The sequence below is a fragment of the Prosthecobacter sp. genome (genome assembly GCF_044227185.1).
Lineage (GTDB): Bacteria > Verrucomicrobiota > Verrucomicrobiia > Verrucomicrobiales > Verrucomicrobiaceae > Prosthecobacter.
Genome location: NZ_JBGAFO010000001.1, coordinates 958,633 through 973,385 on the forward strand (window position 1 = coordinate 958,633; position 14,753 = coordinate 973,385).

Genomic DNA, 14,753 nt, shown 5'->3' on the forward strand with positions numbered 1-14,753 from the left:
GTTTGCTTTTAGTAAACGGACATTTTTCGCAGACACCTTTACAATCTGATCTTCAGCCCCATCTCATCCTTCATCGTCAGCAGAGCCTCCGCGTTCCCGATCGCATCATCCACGGGATGATGCGTGTGCTTAGTCCGGCGCAGATGTTTGAAAGTCTGAAACGTGTCCTTCACCATCCCCTTGTACAGGCTGCCCAGATTCATGGACGAAAAACCGAAGGGATTGGCCCCGGTGAAGTGGTGGAAGTACCAGTTGATGAACCCCCAGTCGAATCCGTTGTTGTCGGCGATGAACAGGAGGCGGTCCTTGGAAATGCCGCGCAGCCATTCGGCAAACGTGTGCATCACCTCCGCAGGCTCCGGAAACTGCAGCGTCTGCTCCCGCGTGAATCCGCTCACCGCCAGCGCCTGCGGAATGAAGCGCTCCGAGAAGGGGGCGCAGCTGCCCATAAAACGTGCGGCTCAGCCCCGGCTCCACCACGACCGCACCAAAACAAATCATCGAGTAATCTCCCGGAATCGGACCGTCCGATTCCACATCAACCATAATATAGCTCATATCAGATGCAGAGAGTCATGCCGCAAGCCTTAGGCCTTTGCATGCGGATTTTTACCGGTACCGTGACTCAATTTGGAACACAAGTCATTATCAAGACGAGGCGAGAACATCTGCACATAGGCAGAGTCACTCAGCAGGCAGCGTGGCGGATGGCCTTCCAGTTGTAGAAGGACCTGTGCAGAATGATTCTCTAGCAAAGTCCGGCTTTTTTGACGGTAACCGGTTCAAAAAACATCCGTCTGGCAAGGTGCATGGGGCTACGCCTTCACAAAATCCCGCATCGTGTTCAGCATGACCACGACGGAGCAGGCGCCGGCGTCGGGGAATCCGAGGCAGGCTTCGCCGAGGGTTTTGGCGCGGCCGAACTGGGCAATCATGTTTTTGCTGGCTTCCGTGCCGGATTCCGCAGCGGCGGCGACGGCGGTGAGGGCTTCGGTGAGTGAGAGACTTGTAGACTCGCGAGCTTTTTCGGCGGCGGGGGCGAGGGCGTCGATCATGGTTTTGTCTCCGGGCTTGGCGCCGCCGCGTTTCATGACGCCTTCGAGGGCGGCATTGAGAAGGAGAGAGACTCCTTCGGCGTCGAAGGCCGGGCGGCCTGCGAGCGCTTTGCCGCCGGCGCGATAGACGGTGCCGAAGAGGGCACCGGAAGCGCCGCCCATGCTGGTCATCATGGCGGTGCCGGTGGTGACGAAGACCTGCTCCACACTGGAGGGGTCCATGGGCTCAAGCTGGGCTTTCACCGCCTCCATGCCGCGCTTCATGCCGAGGCCGTGGTCGCCATCGCCGAGATCGCGGTCGGCTTGGGAGAGCATGGGTTCGGCGGCGATGATGGCATCGGCCACTTGAAGCATCATGAGGCGGACCTGGTTGGGTTTGAGTTGCATGATCGGAGCAGGAAAGGTTGGGTTGGAAGAAGGGGGATCAAGATGATCCCCCTCCTGTGAATGCGTTTGGGTGGCTTGAAGGCTTACTTCTTCTTCAGCTCCTTTTTCTTGAGGTCGTTGTAGAGTTCGAAGGCCTTGTTGGCATTGAGGCCGCCGTGGACCACGCCGTGGACGGCCTGCATCATGGAGACGGGGGCGTCGCTCTGGAAGATGTTGCGGCCCATGTCCACGCCGCTGGCGCCTTGCTTGATGGCATTGGCGCACATCTTGAGGGCGTCGAGCTCAGGGAGCTTCTTGCCACCGGCGATCACGATCGGCACGGGGCAGCAGCTCGTCACGGTGTCGAATTCCTTCTCGGTGTAGTAGCACTTCACCACGTTGGCGCCGAGCTCTGCCATGATGCGGGTGGCGAGGCGGAAGTACTGAGGCGTGCGGGCCATGGCACGGCCCACGGCGGTCACGCCCATGACCGCGATGCCGTAGCGGCTGGCGGCATCGACGAGATCGGTGAGGTTCTTGAGGGACTGGCGCTCGTAGGCGCTGCCGATGAAGACCTGCACGGCGAGCACGGCGGCGTTGAGGCGGATGGCTTCTTCGATGTTGAGAGCGGTGCTCTCATTGGAGAGGGGCTCAAAGCCGGGGCGGCCGAACTTGGCTTTCTTGCCGTCGATCTCGCCTTCCCATTCTTCCATGGGGCTGATCATCGAGGTGCCGCCGGAGGCGCGCAGGGCGATGGCCTTGGTGGTGGAGGCGGGGATGACGGAGCGCTGGATGCCGCGGGTGAGCATGAGGCAGTCTGCCCAGGGGGCGAGGGGGAGGATGGTCTGGTCCACGCGCTCCAGGCCGGTGGTGGGGCCCTGGAAGTAGCCGTGGTCAAAGGCGAGCATGACGGTGCGGCCGTCCTTGGGATTGAAGACTTTGCTGAGGCGGTTTTTGAGACCCCAGTCGTACTGGTGGCAGCCTTTGAGGAAGAAGCCGGGGGCTTCCTGGGGGACGCTGGTGAAGTATTCCTTTTCCTTCTTGTCTGCTGCGCTGGTGGAGATGTCTGCCATGGTATTCTAGAGTGCGGGTTGAGCGTGGATTCATAAACATTCCCGGCTTGCCGTCCATGCCGGGGCTCGCCAGATTTGTGTCGGATTTGGCAATGACCATGAAAAACGACAGCATTCTCAGCCTTGTGCCCTCCGGCTCCCAGCATCGGGTGCAGGGGGAGCGGACGGTGGCGCTGCCGGGGGTGGCGGTGGACATCCTGACCACGCGCAAGATCGAACTGCGGCAGTGGGAGCTGCGGCGGCTGAATGATCCGTACTGGAGATTGTACTGGCCGGTGAGTCCGGGAGGGGTGGTGGAAATCGACGGGAAAAAGACGGCGCTGGAGCCGGGCTGCATGTATCTGATTCCGCCACACACGACTTTCAGCACGACGACGACGCGGCCGTTCAGCAAGTGGTATGCGCATTTCAACCTGGGGCCGGTGGCGGACCGGGTGGCGCCGGGGATCCACCGGTTTCCCACGACGGCGCTGATGCAAAGCCTGATCCCGGGGCTGATGAAGATGAGCAAGGAGAAGGTGCCGGTGCGGTTTCCGTGGCCGACGATCCAGCTGGTGATCGCGGCGGTGGAGTGCCTGCCGGAGAGCGTGTGGGAGAAGCAGCACTTGGATGCGCGGGTGCTGCGGGCGATGGAGTTCATGCACCAGCATCTGGGGCTGAAGCTCACGGCGGAGCAGGTGGCGAAGCATGCGGGGCTGAGCCTGCGGAATTTGAACCATCTGTTTCAGCAGGAGCTGCAGCAGCCGCCCATGCGGGTGCTGCTGGACTACCGGCTGGACGAGGCCTGCCGCCGGCTGCGGCATACGCAGGAGAGCATTGAGACGATCTCCGAGCAGTGCGGGCTGACGAACCGGTATTATTTTAGCCGAATGCTGCGCCAGTACCGGAATACTTCGCCAAAGATGTATCGGAATGAGAGCTGGGGGTGATCAGGGGAGCTGCGGCTTTACAGGGGTGGTGGTGCCTTTTTCGACGGGATAGACGGCGTGCTGGGCTTCGAGGCCTTCGATGAGGCCTTGCATGAGGCGCTTGAGTTCGGCCGGGTTTTCCGAGGCGAGGTTTTTTTGCTCGAAGGGGTCGTCCTTCAAATTGAAGAGCTGGTAGTGGCCGCCTTCGGAGACTTCGGTGGGGAAGTAGTGGTAGATGACCTTCCACCCGCCATCGCGGAAGGAGGTGAAGTAGTTCGTGCGATGCGGCGCGTGCGGGTAGTGCATGAGGAATTTTTCATCGCGAGAGGAGTCGGGTTTGCCGGTGAGCAGGGTGTCGAGGGGGCGGCCATCGAGGGCATGCTGCGCGGGTGCTTTGACATCGGCGAGGCCGAGGAGGGTGGGGAAAAGATCGTACACGGCGGCCTGCTGGCTCTGCACGGCATTGATGGCAATGGGCAGGCGCTGCTGATGAGGATTGGCCGTGTCTGATCTGGCCCAGGCGGCGATGAAGGGCACGCGCATGCCGCCTTCGTAGTGGGAGCCTTTCTTGCCACGCAGAGGTGCGGCGCAGGCGACGGCGTGCTCGTGGCCGAGGGGTGCATCGCTGCCATTGTCTCCGAGGAAGAGGACGAGGGTGTTGTCCGCGACGCCGAGGGTTTCGAGATGGTCGAGGATGTCTCCGAGGGACTTGTCCATGCCTTCGATCAGCGTGGCAAAGGCCTGGGCCTGGGGAGATTTGCCGCTGTCCTTGTAGTGGTGGGCAAAGCGCGGGTCGGAGTCGAAGGGGGCATGCACGGCGTACTGGGCGAAGTAGAGGAAGAAGGGCTTCTTTTCCTGCACGGCGGTGCTGAGGCGGGACTTGGCCTCCAGGGTGAGGGCCTCGGTGAGGAAAATGTCCTGGCCGTGGTATTTTTCCAGGCCTGGGACGGCGTGGCTGCCCCGTTTGGCCTGCCCTTTGCCTTTGGCGGGACGGTCGAAGTTTTGTTTGCCGTAGTAGCTGCCGGGAGCGCCGATGGAGCCGCCGGCGACATTGATGTCGAAGCCGATCTTTGCGGGATCGGCGCCGTCAAAGGCGCGCGGGGCGAAGTGGCCTTTGCCGACGTGGATGGTGCGGTAGCCCGCGCCCTCCAGCAGCCCGGCGAGCGTGACATCACCGGGATTGAGGCCCTTCCAGTTCCAATCAGGAGGGCCCTGGGGTCCGGCGTTGTCGGTGTCGGGATTGATCCAGTTGGTGGTGCGGTGGCGCGCGGCGTTCTGGCCGGTCATGATGCTGATGCGGGTGGGCGAGCACACGCTCATGGCGCAGAAGTTGTTGAAGCGCACCCCTTTGGCCGCGAGGCGCTCCATGTTGGGCGTGCGGTAGTATTCATTGAGCGGGTAGCGTTTTGGTGTGCCTGTGGCGTCGGTGAGAAACGGCAGGGAGGTATCCATCACGCCCATGTCATCAACAAGCATGACGACGATGTTGGGAGGCGGAGCGGCGGCATAAAGCTGCGAGGCGAGGGCGGTGAGGATCAGCAGCAGGCGTTTCATGAGGTGATCCCAAACGGTGAGTGAAGCTGGTTGTTGCAGGCAGGTGATTCACAGCGAGCATCCCTGCATGACACCGAAATGGGTCAGTCTGTCTTAGTGGCGTCGGGGGCAGTGAGCACGCTGACCTTGTGGTCTTGCGCTGCTTGTTTCAGCACGTCGGCTGATGCGGCATCGCCGAACAGGTGGTGTCGGAGCATGGCGAGGGCGTAGGTTTCATAGATGGCCAGGCGTTCGGGAGCCGTTTCGCCGCAGACGAAGCGGGCGAGCGGGGTGGAGGGGTTTTCGGAATCGCAGTGGGTGGAATGGTGAATGCGCAAGGCGGTGAGCGGGGCGGCCGCATGATTCAACCAGGGGACTGCATTGGCCTGCCGGTTCCAGGCTCCGGGCTCGGCGAGCAGCATGAGGCCGGGGCTTTGGACTGAGGGCAGCGTCTTCAGGGCATGATCACCAAAATCCACGGGATCGAGACCGATCCAGCAACGCAGGTGCTTTTCATGGGAAGCGGCGAGCACCGCGGCGTAACCGCCCGCCGAATGACCCATGATGGCCACAGCATCGCTGGGCGCCGGCTGAGTGAGATGGCCGGGGGTGTGGACGAGGGTGATCAGGTCATTGATCGCACGGGCATTGCGAGTGTGATGGGTGAAGAACGGCAGATTCGGCACGACGGCGATCATGCCGTTTTGTGCGAGCAGATTTCCCCAGCCTGCCATGACCTGGCGATTGCGTGTGAAACCATGCGCAACGATGACGACCGGCGCTTTGGCGACGTTCTGCGGCAGATAAAGATCCACGGGAACCTCGCGGCCCTGAAGGACGAGCTTCTCGGTGCGTTTGACGACGTCCTTGGGCACCGGCAAAGTAGGCGCGCGGTTCGCGCAACTGCCTACGATGACCAGTGCCGCGAAAGCGAGCACGAGAAACCGCCAATGGTGGAGGAGCCGTTTCATGGTTTGTCGTGCACGGGTCAGTGATTCAGCCCCAGCAGGGTCAAGCTGTCGCGGTGGATCATGGCTTCGATTTGAGAGGCATCGAGGCGGGGGAGTTTGGTGCCTTCGAGCATGTCGTTGAGCTTGCGGATGCCGTCGATGGAGGCGTTGACGGTGGTGAAGGGGAAGTCGGTGCCGAAGAGGAGCTTGTGCCAGACGCCGTACTCCTGGGCGAGCATGAGGGAATTGTAGAGCTGCCAGGGGCGGTAGTGGAGGGCGCTGATGTCCGCATAGACATTGGCGTGCTTGCGGATGGTGACGAGGCACTCGCCTTCATAGGGATGGCCGAGGTGGGCGAGGATGATTTTTAGCTGAGGGTGTTTCAAAGCGACGGGCTCGATGAGACGCGGCAGGGTGAAGGCGAGCGGGGCCTGGGCGATGAAGGTGGTGCCGGTGTGCAGCAGCACGGGGAGGCCGTGCTTTTCAGCGTAGGACCACAGGGGCTCCAGCGTGGGATCATCGGGGCTGAAGCCGGCGTACATGGGCATGAGCTTGATGCCGCGCAGGCCGAGCTCTTCGTGACCGAACTGCATCTCGTGCTGCCAGTTTTCCTGCGTGGGATCGAGGGAGAGGAAGCCGATGAGGTGTGTGGGATCGTGTGCCACGTAGTCGGCCACGAATTGGTCGTTGACCCAGAGGCCGCTGAGTTTTGCTTTGCCGCCGAAGACGAGGGTGCGGGTGTCTGCGGGGGCGCTGGCGCGGTAGGCGGCGTATGTGGCGCTGATGTCCACCTTCACGCCTGGCCGGGCGCGGCCGGCCTGCTGGATGAAATCGTCTGAGAAGTCGGAGGGGAAATTCCAGGCGTGGGAGTGGACGTCGATAATCATGGGCGGGAGAGTCGTCTGAAAAGGTACGTCGAAAAGGGCATGAATTAGCATGAGGGCATACAGCCTGCGCGTGCCGCTGCGAGACTCCCACATAAATGTGGGTGACGGGGCTGGTGATGCCGCCCACGTAGTTGTAGATGGACGTCGCCGCCTGCGCCGGAAAAAAAGGTGCTGCGGCCTCACTTGGCCTTGGCTGGTGCAGTCAGCGGGTGCTCCACGCTACCGGTGTCAGCGACCTCCACGGGCCGGGTGGGTGAGCCTGATGAAGTGAATGTCATCGCTGCCCAGATTGGTGTTCACCCACAGATCAATACCGGCCTTGTCACATGCCGCAACAAGCTCGCCAACAAAGGCCGTTCTGGCTTTGAGCCATTCAGCATTTTTGTACATCTTGAGCTGAAATGGAGTCATGTTTTTCTGATTCAACTGAGCTTTTTTCAAATGGGTAAGCGAACCGAAAAGGATGATGCCCTTCTTTCTACGCTCATCCGGCAACTGCTGGTAGGCGCGGATCACCGCAGCGGTCGAGTGCGAGCCATTGGCCGAACGGTCTGGGAGGACGATGATCCAGGGCTCATCCGGCGACATGTCCATCTCAGACCCCACGAGGAAAAAGGGCATGAGGTCATCCAGTTTCGGCGCGGTGAACTGGCCGCTCATCTGAGCTTCAGTCTCCTGCTGGGCAGGCGCAGTCAAAGGCACCAGCAGAAGAGCTGAAAGAAGGTGAGCGAAAATGAAATGGGCGATCTGCGTTTTCATGGCCTTCATGACGAACGATGGAATGACAAGAATTGTCAACGTCAGGAGAGGTCTCGAATTGCAGCATTTCATTTCAGCTGTGAGCATCGAGCACCGCTGTGCTGCCCGGCTGCAGGGAGCGGTTGGCGCGGTGAGCGGGTGCTCCATGGCTCCAGTGTCAGCGATCTCCACGATGCGGCTGGTGGGCGGTGCCTTCAGGAGTCTGAGGGTTTTGCGGATCTGGCTGATGGCTCTTTGATGCGCCTCGTGCGCATCGTTTTGCACGGCCTCGCCGGCCCGCTTTCGGCCAAAGGGAAGACGTATTACCTCGACATGCTCGCCTTTGGCTCCCTGCCGGACGAGCAGATCTCCGCCGTGCTCACCTACCTGCGCCTCGAGTGGGAGCACACGGGTGGCGCCCGTGGAGCCTGCCACCGTGAAGGCCCTCCGCGCCGCCACCGCCGACCGCAACGAGGCTTGGCTGCAGGATCTGGCGCGCGAGATTCGTTGAACTGCCATCTTCCATGAAAACATCCCTCAACAGTCTCGCGCTGAGTTTTGCTGCCGTCTGTCAGTTGCACGCCGCACTGCCGGAGCCCACGCTGCAGCCCACCCTGCGCGCGGTGGATCTCCGCATCGGCGAGGCGGCCGAGGTCAAACTCGCGGACGGCAGTACGGCCCAGGTGAAGCTGCTGGAGCTGCAGGAGAAGACGGACACGATGGCCAAGGCGGTGCGAGAGGCCCGCGTGAAGGTGGTGGTGAATGGCGCGCAGGCCTGGCTCACGAGCGCCACCTATCACCTGCCGCAAACGGTTGGTGGTGTGCAGATCGACTGCCCCATCACGCGCGGTTACAATGCCAAAAGCGGTGAGGACTCCTGGGGACTGGAGGCGGATGCACGCCTGCGGCTCTGGCCCGCCGGCGCGCCGTGGATCGAGCCGGGCACGTTTGTGTATCCGCTGAAGCAGCGGTGGTTTGCCACGAGCACGCAGTTTTCCAACGAGCCGACTTATGTGGACGGCGGCGACAAGCCGGACCGGAAGAAGATTTATTATCACAACGATCTCGACTTCGGCGGCTGCGAAGGACTTGTGGAGGTGGTGGCCGCCACGGATGGCCTGGTGGTGAGCGCACGCGACAAGACGCTGGAAGGTTACTCGCTCACGCCGGTACGCCCGCGCTATGATGTGGTGTATGTGCTGGATGGGCGCGGGTGGTACTACCGCTACAGTCATTTCCACAGCATTGATGACGCCATCCAGCCGGGCATGCGGGTGAAGATGGGGCAGCGCATGGGCCTGCTGGGCAAGGAAGGTGCCAGCGGCGGGTGGTCGCACCTGCACTTTGGCATCAAGAGCCGCCAGCCCTCCGGCAAGTGGGGCACGCAGGAGGCCTACGCCTTTGCGTGGGAGAGCTACGTGCGCGAGCAGAAGCCGCAGGTGATCGCCGTGGCGCGGCCGCATCATTTCATCCGCGTGGGCGAGAGCATCACGCTGGATGGCTCCAAGTCGTGGGCCGCCTCCGGCAAGATCGCCAGCTATGAGTGGACGCTGTCAGACGGCACCAAAAAGAACACCGCGAAGTTTGAGCATGCGTACACGAAGCCCGGCAGCACCAGCGAGATCCTGAAGATCACGGATGATGCCGGCCACACCAGCTATGATTTTGCGATTGTGCAGGTGATCGGCGATGACCTCATCAATATCCCGCCGGCGATTCACCCGAGCTTTTCCCCCACGATGAACCTCAAGCCCGGGCAGGAGATCACCTTCAAGGTGCGCACCTTCCGCGATGCGGGCGGCGAGACCTGGAACTTTGGCGATGGGTCAGCCGCCGTGACGGTGAAGTCCGACGGCAACGCGAAGGCGCTGGCCAAAGAGGGATACGCCGTGACCACCCACAGCTTCGCCAAGGCGGGTGACTACATCGTGAGCGTGGAGCACGTGAACGCGCGCGGGGAGAAGGCGCTGGGGCACCTGTGGGTGCGGATTGAGGAGTGATCTTTTTCCGGACCACGGGCGAATGGGGCCGCGTTTAGCGGCGGTAAAAGAGTATTGACTCCTAGGGCGGAGCCGGAATAAAACTTTCGGCATGGCACCCGCATGTGTCATCCAATGGCGACGGCCGCGCAGGCATGCTTTGTCTGTGATGGGGATTTTTATCGCGGGGGGGCTGGTGGTCGCGGTGAGCGGGTGTGGTGATAAAAAGGCGACGATGGCTCAAGGGACGGCGGTAGCGGCGCCAGCACCCGGAGGGGCAGCGGCTGAAGAGGGCCTGTACCTGCCGAAAGAGCTGCCGCCTGCGGTGGCGAAGGAGGTGGCGGTGTTGCTGGAAAAAGAGCAGAGCTGGCTGATCACGCCGCCGAAGGACATGACGCCGGCGCAACTGGACAAGGCTTTTGCAGATCTGCGCTGGGAGGTGGCGCAGAAGTTTGGCACGCATGACATCGAGGGAGCGATCAGCTATGCGCGGGCCTCGCTGAAGCTGGACGAGGCGCAGGCGGCGCGGTGGGAGCGGCTGGGGGACCTGTATAATCTTTCGGGAGAGCTGACTTCAGCGCGTGATGCGGCGAATGCGTACGACAACGCGGTGTTTCTCAATCCGAAGAGGGTGAGTGCGCGGAAGAAACTGGCGGCGGCCAGCCTGATGCTGGGAGATGCGAAGGAGGCAGCGCGTGAACTCGAGTTTTGCCTCTATCAGATGCCGGAAAAAGAAGCGCAGGAGCTGGTGCCGCTGTATGCGGCTGCGTGCGCGGACGCGGGCGAGTACAAGCGCGGCGCCGCATTCTGCAAGATCATGGCGGCGGAGGGCGGGACGATGTATGGCGTGGTGCAGGCGATTTTAGAAAAGGCGGGAGGGAGCCGGGATGAGGCGCTGAAGCTGCTGACGGAGGTGGAGCAGAAGGAGAAACCGTCCTCACATCTGAGCGAATATGTGAAGATGCTGAAGCAGCGCTATGAAAAGGAGAAAGGAGGCAAGCCATGAAAAGGAAGCGCCATCCTCTGCTGACAGGCGTACTGGTGCTCGTGACTGCGACGGTGATGGCAGATGATTTCCAGCTCGCGCTGAACCAGGCGAAGGACAGGATTTTGAAATATCAGATCGCCAAGACATCGGGAGATCCGGCGGCGTTGCGGGAGGCCACGATGCGCCTCCAGGAGGATCCGCTGGCCATCCGCCGTGTGAATGCGTCTGCGACCGAAGGCTTCAAGAAGGGGCTGAATGCGGACATCGGCGCCGTGCAGCAGCAGACGAGGGAGCTGATCAAAACGCGGCTGGCGGAGAGAGGCGTGTCTCCGGAGCGAGTGAGTTTTTTTGAGGCCACCAATCCGACCAAGCCCGGTGAAAAGATCAAGGTGGGGCAGGACTGGGACATGACGGTACGCATCGACGGCCGGGATGTGCCCACGCGGATTTCCCAGCCGATCGCGCATGAGGCGTACTATGAAGTGGCCACCGGGAACAAGCCACCGCCGGGCGGTGACGCCGCCGCGCGAGCGGAGTACCGCAATGCAGCCAATCATTACGCCGAGCAGCAGTCGCTGGCGGTGACGGACTACCAGTACCGGGAGGCGTATGGCGGAGGCCCGAAGGAGGGGGGAGCGATCATCGCGGGTCCCAAGGATGCGCGGCTGCGTGATCCAGTACAGATGAGCGAGGTCATTGAATACAAAAGCAATGAGGCGCGCAATCTGGCGACAGACCTGCGCAAGGAAGGCAAGATTGGGGACGCGGTGGGACGTGACATCGAGGAAATCCGGCAGTCCACCAAGCAGTTTGAAAAGCAGGTGCAGCCGCGGGTGGAGGCCCAGGGCGGCAAGGTGCCGGAGTTTATCCAGAGGGGGCAGGAGATGATGAAGCAAATGGACTCCGGCAAACTGACGCCGGAGCAGGTGCGTGAACAGCTGCAGGCCATGGGGGAAACGCCGGAGACCTTCATCCGCAAGACGGCGCAGCTCGTCGAATCGGCGCAGGTGCTGAGAGACCCCGGCAGCCGGGGGGCTCCGGCTCCTGACGTTTTCACCGAGAACGTGCTGAACCGGCTGCAGAGCCGGCAGATGATGAAAATCCTGGAGCAGGTGGACAATGGAGCACTGACCCTGGAGCAGGCGCGGGAGCAAATCCAAAAACTGGCGCCTCCCCCGACTGCGGAGGCACCGGCGGAGAGCGCGCTGTCCATCGGCAAACGCCAGGCGGGCAATGCGCTGACGGGGCTGTGGATTGCCTCGACGGCCTTTGACAGCGCGGCGGAGGAAGGCAAGCGCGCCGCGATGGCGGGCCAGGACCCCAGCAGGCTCAGGGCTGCAGGCAACGCCATCCTGGAGGCGTCGATGATTCCCGGGATGATCCGGGGGATCGAACGTGGGAAGCAGATCGGTGAAGAAGAGCTGGCGAAGGCGGACAAGGAAGGACGCAGTGAGACGAGCGCCACGCTGAGCGGCTTTGGCCGTTATGGGAAGGAGCTGTCTGGCTGGACGCTGGGATCGCAGATCGCCGAGGAGGAGATGGCCGATGAAGAAGCGCGTGCGGCGCAGGAGGGGCGCGACCCCAACTACCTGGCGAGTTGGGCGAACGCGACGCTGCGGGGCCTGGGAGAGGTGCTCATGATCAACTCCATCGCCCGCTCAGCGAACAGCGTGACGGAGGAGGAGGTGATGCAGGTGGGGCAGGACGAGGTCTTCCGGGCGTGGGCTCAGGGGAAGCTGATGGAAGACAACAAGGTGTTTCAGGGGATCTCCCGGGACCTGGATGAATTCATGCTGAGAGGGGATGTGAAGGACCCTGAGTTTCGCAAGAAATTCGCCGAAATGGCCGACCGCTACAACAACGCAAGGCTGGCCATGGCGAAGCTGACGGACGCCACGGTGAAGCAGTTTGGCGACAAAGACCCGCTGGCACGCGCGATGCAGAACAAGATTGTGCACATGGTGGACCCGCCGAAGGTGGAGGCCGTCATCAAGGAGCGGGAGGCATCCATGATAACAGTGCCCTCCGTCGTGGGCCAGGATCCCATCTCCGCAGGGCGCGCACTCGCGAAGGCGGGGCTCAATCCACAGGCCGCCATCGTCAATAAGAAGCCTGAGAATGTGAAGGTGATGGTGGTCTTTGGCCAGGAGCCGGAGGCAGGGAAGCAGGTGGACCCCAATGAGACCATCACGTTTGTGTACAGCAACGGCAAGGCGACCGAGAAGAGCCTCAAGGTGCCAGATGTGACGAAGATGGCGAGGGCTGACGCGGAAAAGAAGCTGGCGGAGCTGAAGTTCACCTTCAAGGCGACCGCGGGGAAAGAGAAGCCGCCGAGAACCGCGAAGAAGCAGGAGGTGTATGAGCAGTCTCCGAAGAAGGACACGGAGGTGGCGGAGGGGAGCGAGGTGAGCTTCACCTACTATGCGGGCATCATGGTGGGGGACTACAAGGAGCTGAAGAAGGACGAGGCGGAGGCGGCGATCACTTCAGACGGCTTCAAGCCGAAGGTGCATGAGGGCGAGCTGATGGCGAAGACGGAGCCGGAGCGGCTGAAGGTGTATGAGCAGAAGACGAAGCCGGGGCAGTACCTGTGGTATGACGACGAGGTGGAGTGCCTGTATTACAAGACCGCACCGGGCTTTCAGGATGGCGATGGCGCCCGGGTGGACGAGCGCTTTGCGGAGGCGAAGGTGAGCAGTGGTGACAAATCGCTGCCGCCCAACCAGAAAAAACCCTCCGCCGGCGAGAGGTCGGAGATTTCCTTTTCCACCGTGGCCGGCTCGGGGTTTGGCACGAAGAGCGTGGGATGGTACATCCGTAAATACACGGATGAGGCGGATGCAAAGGCGATGGTGGCGCAGCAGCAGCGGGACGGCTTTTTCACGGTGCAGGACATCAGCATGGCGGGCAACTCGATCTCCTCCCAGGGACGGCAGGTCGCGGCGGACAAGGCGATCGGGACGCTGCATACCTCCACCCCCAAAGGCACGATGAGCAGCCATGTGTCCATGATCATTCACCGGAAGGTGTTCTTGATCGTCTTCACACGCACGGAGCCGGCGGCAGGGGTGGATTTTTCGGGGGAGTCGGCGCGGATTCTGAAGGAGAGCAAGGCGTTGGTGAACGACCGGTTTCCGAATGATGACTGAGCGGGGGAGGGGAGTTGACGGTTGTTGGAAGGTGGGAATGACGGATGACGAAGAGCGCTGGGAGTGAATTGGCGAATCATGCTATGAAGTGGTATCCGAAAAGGCTGCCAGCATGGGATGGCCCCTCACCCGGCCTCTCCCCGAAGGCAACCGTCGAGGAGTGCCGTCCTCGGCGGGGAGAGGGGAACGGTTCTGTGCCACCTCAGTACAAGACGCTGGCGCATCGGTCAGGGGTGCTTTTGCAATTCGACCTCGATCCAGCGGGCGGCGTGGTCGCTCCAGGGTATCTTGGCGGCGGGGTCGAGCATGCCTGTGACTTTGCCGTGCGTGAGGACGTGCCACTGCCAGGGATCGCCGCTGCCGAAGATGTGGTCGATGGCGGTTTTGTCTGCGGTGAGGAGGTTCCAGCCGCCGGCGGTGATGAGGGGGGTGAGGATGTCGTTGTCGGGTTTGTTGTTCCAGTCGCCGAGCCAGAGGGCGGGGGCGCTGGTTCCCTTGACGCGCTGGGCCCAGGGGATCAACTGACGGGCCTGGGCGAGCTGGGTGGCGCGGTACAAGCCTTCGCGGTAGCGGGCGTGCATGTGGGTGTTGGCGACATAGAGGAGGGAGTTGTCCGGAAGCCGGAGGGTGGAGAGGGAGAGGCCTTTGCCGGCCCACCAGTCGCCATGATGCACGGCTTCGGGGCGGCCGTTTTCGGCGTAGCGGATGAAGCCGTCTGACTCGATGGGGTAGCGGCTGACGAGGAGCAGGCCGCTGCCGACGAGGCCGCTGGGAAAGTAGCGCGAGTGGGGCAGGCCGGCCTCACGCAGGGTGGTGGTGAGGAGGTCGCGGTCGGCCTGGACGAAGACTTCCTGAAAGCCGGCGATGTCGGGGTTCATTTTGACGACCTGCTGCGCGATGACCTGCATGCGCTCGGCGCGCGGGGGGTGAACCAGAGGATGCCCCAGAGATTCCAGGTGACGACGCGGAGGCGCAGTGGCTGGAAGGTCTGCGGAGGCGTGACTTTGTTGAATGTGGTGGGTTCTGGTATGGGGGTGTGCCAGACATTCCAGGTCATCGCGACGGCGATCAGGAGGGCAGAGATGAGGAGGGTGAGGATGAGGCGTTTGAGGAGGCGCTTCATGGTG

The 14,753-nt window shown here is 62.1% G+C and carries 13 protein-coding genes and 1 pseudogene; 5 read left to right on the plus strand and 9 right to left on the minus strand.

Features of this window, described 5'->3' with window-relative positions:
• Nucleotides 1-38: 38 nt before the first annotated feature.
• The 3 genes and pseudogenes from ACILSQ_RS04100 to ACILSQ_RS04110 form a co-directional block, all read right to left on the minus strand.
• Nucleotides 39-558: pseudogene (locus ACILSQ_RS04100) on the minus strand (exonuclease domain-containing protein).
• Between the two features lie 257 nt (nt 559-815).
• A complete protein-coding gene (dhaL, locus tag ACILSQ_RS04105; protein ID WP_395742310.1) occupies nt 816-1,442 on the minus strand; it encodes a dihydroxyacetone kinase subunit DhaL in 627 nt (208 codons plus the stop codon).
• 83 nt (nt 1,443-1,525) lie between these two features.
• Entirely contained in the window at nt 1,526-2,494 is a 969-nt protein-coding gene (locus ACILSQ_RS04110) for a 3-hydroxy-5-phosphonooxypentane-2,4-dione thiolase (protein ID WP_395742311.1), read from the minus strand.
• A gap of 98 nt (nt 2,495-2,592) precedes the next feature.
• Between ACILSQ_RS04110 and ACILSQ_RS04115 the strand changes: the two genes are divergently transcribed.
• Nucleotides 2,593-3,423 (plus strand): helix-turn-helix domain-containing protein, encoded by an 831-nt coding sequence (locus ACILSQ_RS04115; RefSeq protein WP_395742312.1) that lies wholly within the window; start codon nt 2,593-2,595, stop codon nt 3,421-3,423.
• On the opposite strand, the gene ACILSQ_RS04120 is transcribed toward ACILSQ_RS04115, so the two are convergent.
• The 4 genes from ACILSQ_RS04120 to ACILSQ_RS04135 all read right to left on the minus strand — a co-directional run bounded on the left by ACILSQ_RS04120 (nt 3,424) and on the right by ACILSQ_RS04135 (nt 7,531).
• The gene (locus ACILSQ_RS04120; protein WP_395742313.1) at nt 3,424-4,956 is read right to left on the minus strand and encodes a sulfatase-like hydrolase/transferase; all 1,533 of its coding nucleotides are present in this window, start codon (nt 4,954-4,956) and stop codon (nt 3,424-3,426) included. It lies immediately after the preceding gene.
• A gap of 83 nt (nt 4,957-5,039) precedes the next feature.
• On the minus strand, nt 5,040-5,906 hold the full coding sequence (locus tag ACILSQ_RS04125) for a chlorophyllase/cutinase-like alpha/beta fold protein (RefSeq protein ID WP_395742314.1): 867 nt from the start codon (nt 5,904-5,906) through the stop codon (nt 5,040-5,042).
• Nucleotides 5,907-5,923: 17 nt separating this feature from the next.
• Complete coding sequence (locus ACILSQ_RS04130) at nt 5,924-6,772, minus strand: amidohydrolase family protein (RefSeq protein ID WP_395742315.1); 849 nt, start codon at nt 6,770-6,772, stop codon at nt 5,924-5,926.
• A gap of 228 nt (nt 6,773-7,000) precedes the next feature.
• The gene (locus tag ACILSQ_RS04135) at nt 7,001-7,531 is read right to left on the minus strand and encodes a hypothetical protein (RefSeq protein ID WP_395742316.1); all 531 of its coding nucleotides are present in this window, start codon (nt 7,529-7,531) and stop codon (nt 7,001-7,003) included.
• Nucleotides 7,532-7,768: 237 nt separating this feature from the next.
• On the opposite strand from ACILSQ_RS04135, the gene ACILSQ_RS04140 reads away from it, so the two are divergent.
• The 4 genes from ACILSQ_RS04140 to ACILSQ_RS04155 all read left to right on the plus strand — a co-directional run bounded on the left by ACILSQ_RS04140 (nt 7,769) and on the right by ACILSQ_RS04155 (nt 13,626).
• Nucleotides 7,769-8,038 carry a hypothetical protein gene (locus ACILSQ_RS04140; RefSeq protein WP_395742317.1) on the plus strand — a complete coding sequence of 90 codons (270 nt, stop codon included), beginning with the start codon at nt 7,769-7,771 and terminating at the stop codon, nt 8,036-8,038.
• On the plus strand, nt 8,035-9,510 hold the full coding sequence (locus ACILSQ_RS04145) for a PKD domain-containing protein (protein WP_395742318.1): 1,476 nt from the start codon (nt 8,035-8,037) through the stop codon (nt 9,508-9,510). The genes ACILSQ_RS04140 and ACILSQ_RS04145 overlap by 4 nt, the downstream gene beginning before the upstream one ends.
• 148 nt (nt 9,511-9,658) lie before the next feature.
• Nucleotides 9,659-10,495: a tetratricopeptide repeat protein gene (locus ACILSQ_RS04150; RefSeq protein ID WP_395742319.1), complete on the plus strand. Its 837-nt coding sequence runs from the start codon at nt 9,659-9,661 to the stop codon at nt 10,493-10,495.
• Nucleotides 10,492-13,626 (plus strand): PASTA domain-containing protein, encoded by a 3,135-nt coding sequence (locus ACILSQ_RS04155; RefSeq protein WP_395742320.1) that lies wholly within the window; start codon nt 10,492-10,494, stop codon nt 13,624-13,626. The genes ACILSQ_RS04150 and ACILSQ_RS04155 overlap by 4 nt, the downstream gene beginning before the upstream one ends.
• 227 nt (nt 13,627-13,853) lie before the next feature.
• Here ACILSQ_RS04155 and ACILSQ_RS04160 read toward each other — a convergent pair whose 3' ends face one another.
• Together ACILSQ_RS04160 and ACILSQ_RS04165 are read right to left on the minus strand one after the other, a co-directional pair.
• Nucleotides 13,854-14,534: an endonuclease/exonuclease/phosphatase family protein gene (locus ACILSQ_RS04160; RefSeq protein WP_395742321.1), complete on the minus strand. Its 681-nt coding sequence runs from the start codon at nt 14,532-14,534 to the stop codon at nt 13,854-13,856.
• A complete protein-coding gene (locus tag ACILSQ_RS04165; RefSeq protein WP_395742322.1) occupies nt 14,501-14,749 on the minus strand; it encodes a hypothetical protein in 249 nt (82 codons plus the stop codon). Before ACILSQ_RS04165 ends, ACILSQ_RS04160 begins: the two co-directional genes overlap by 34 nt.
• Nucleotides 14,750-14,753 lie beyond the last annotated feature (4 nt).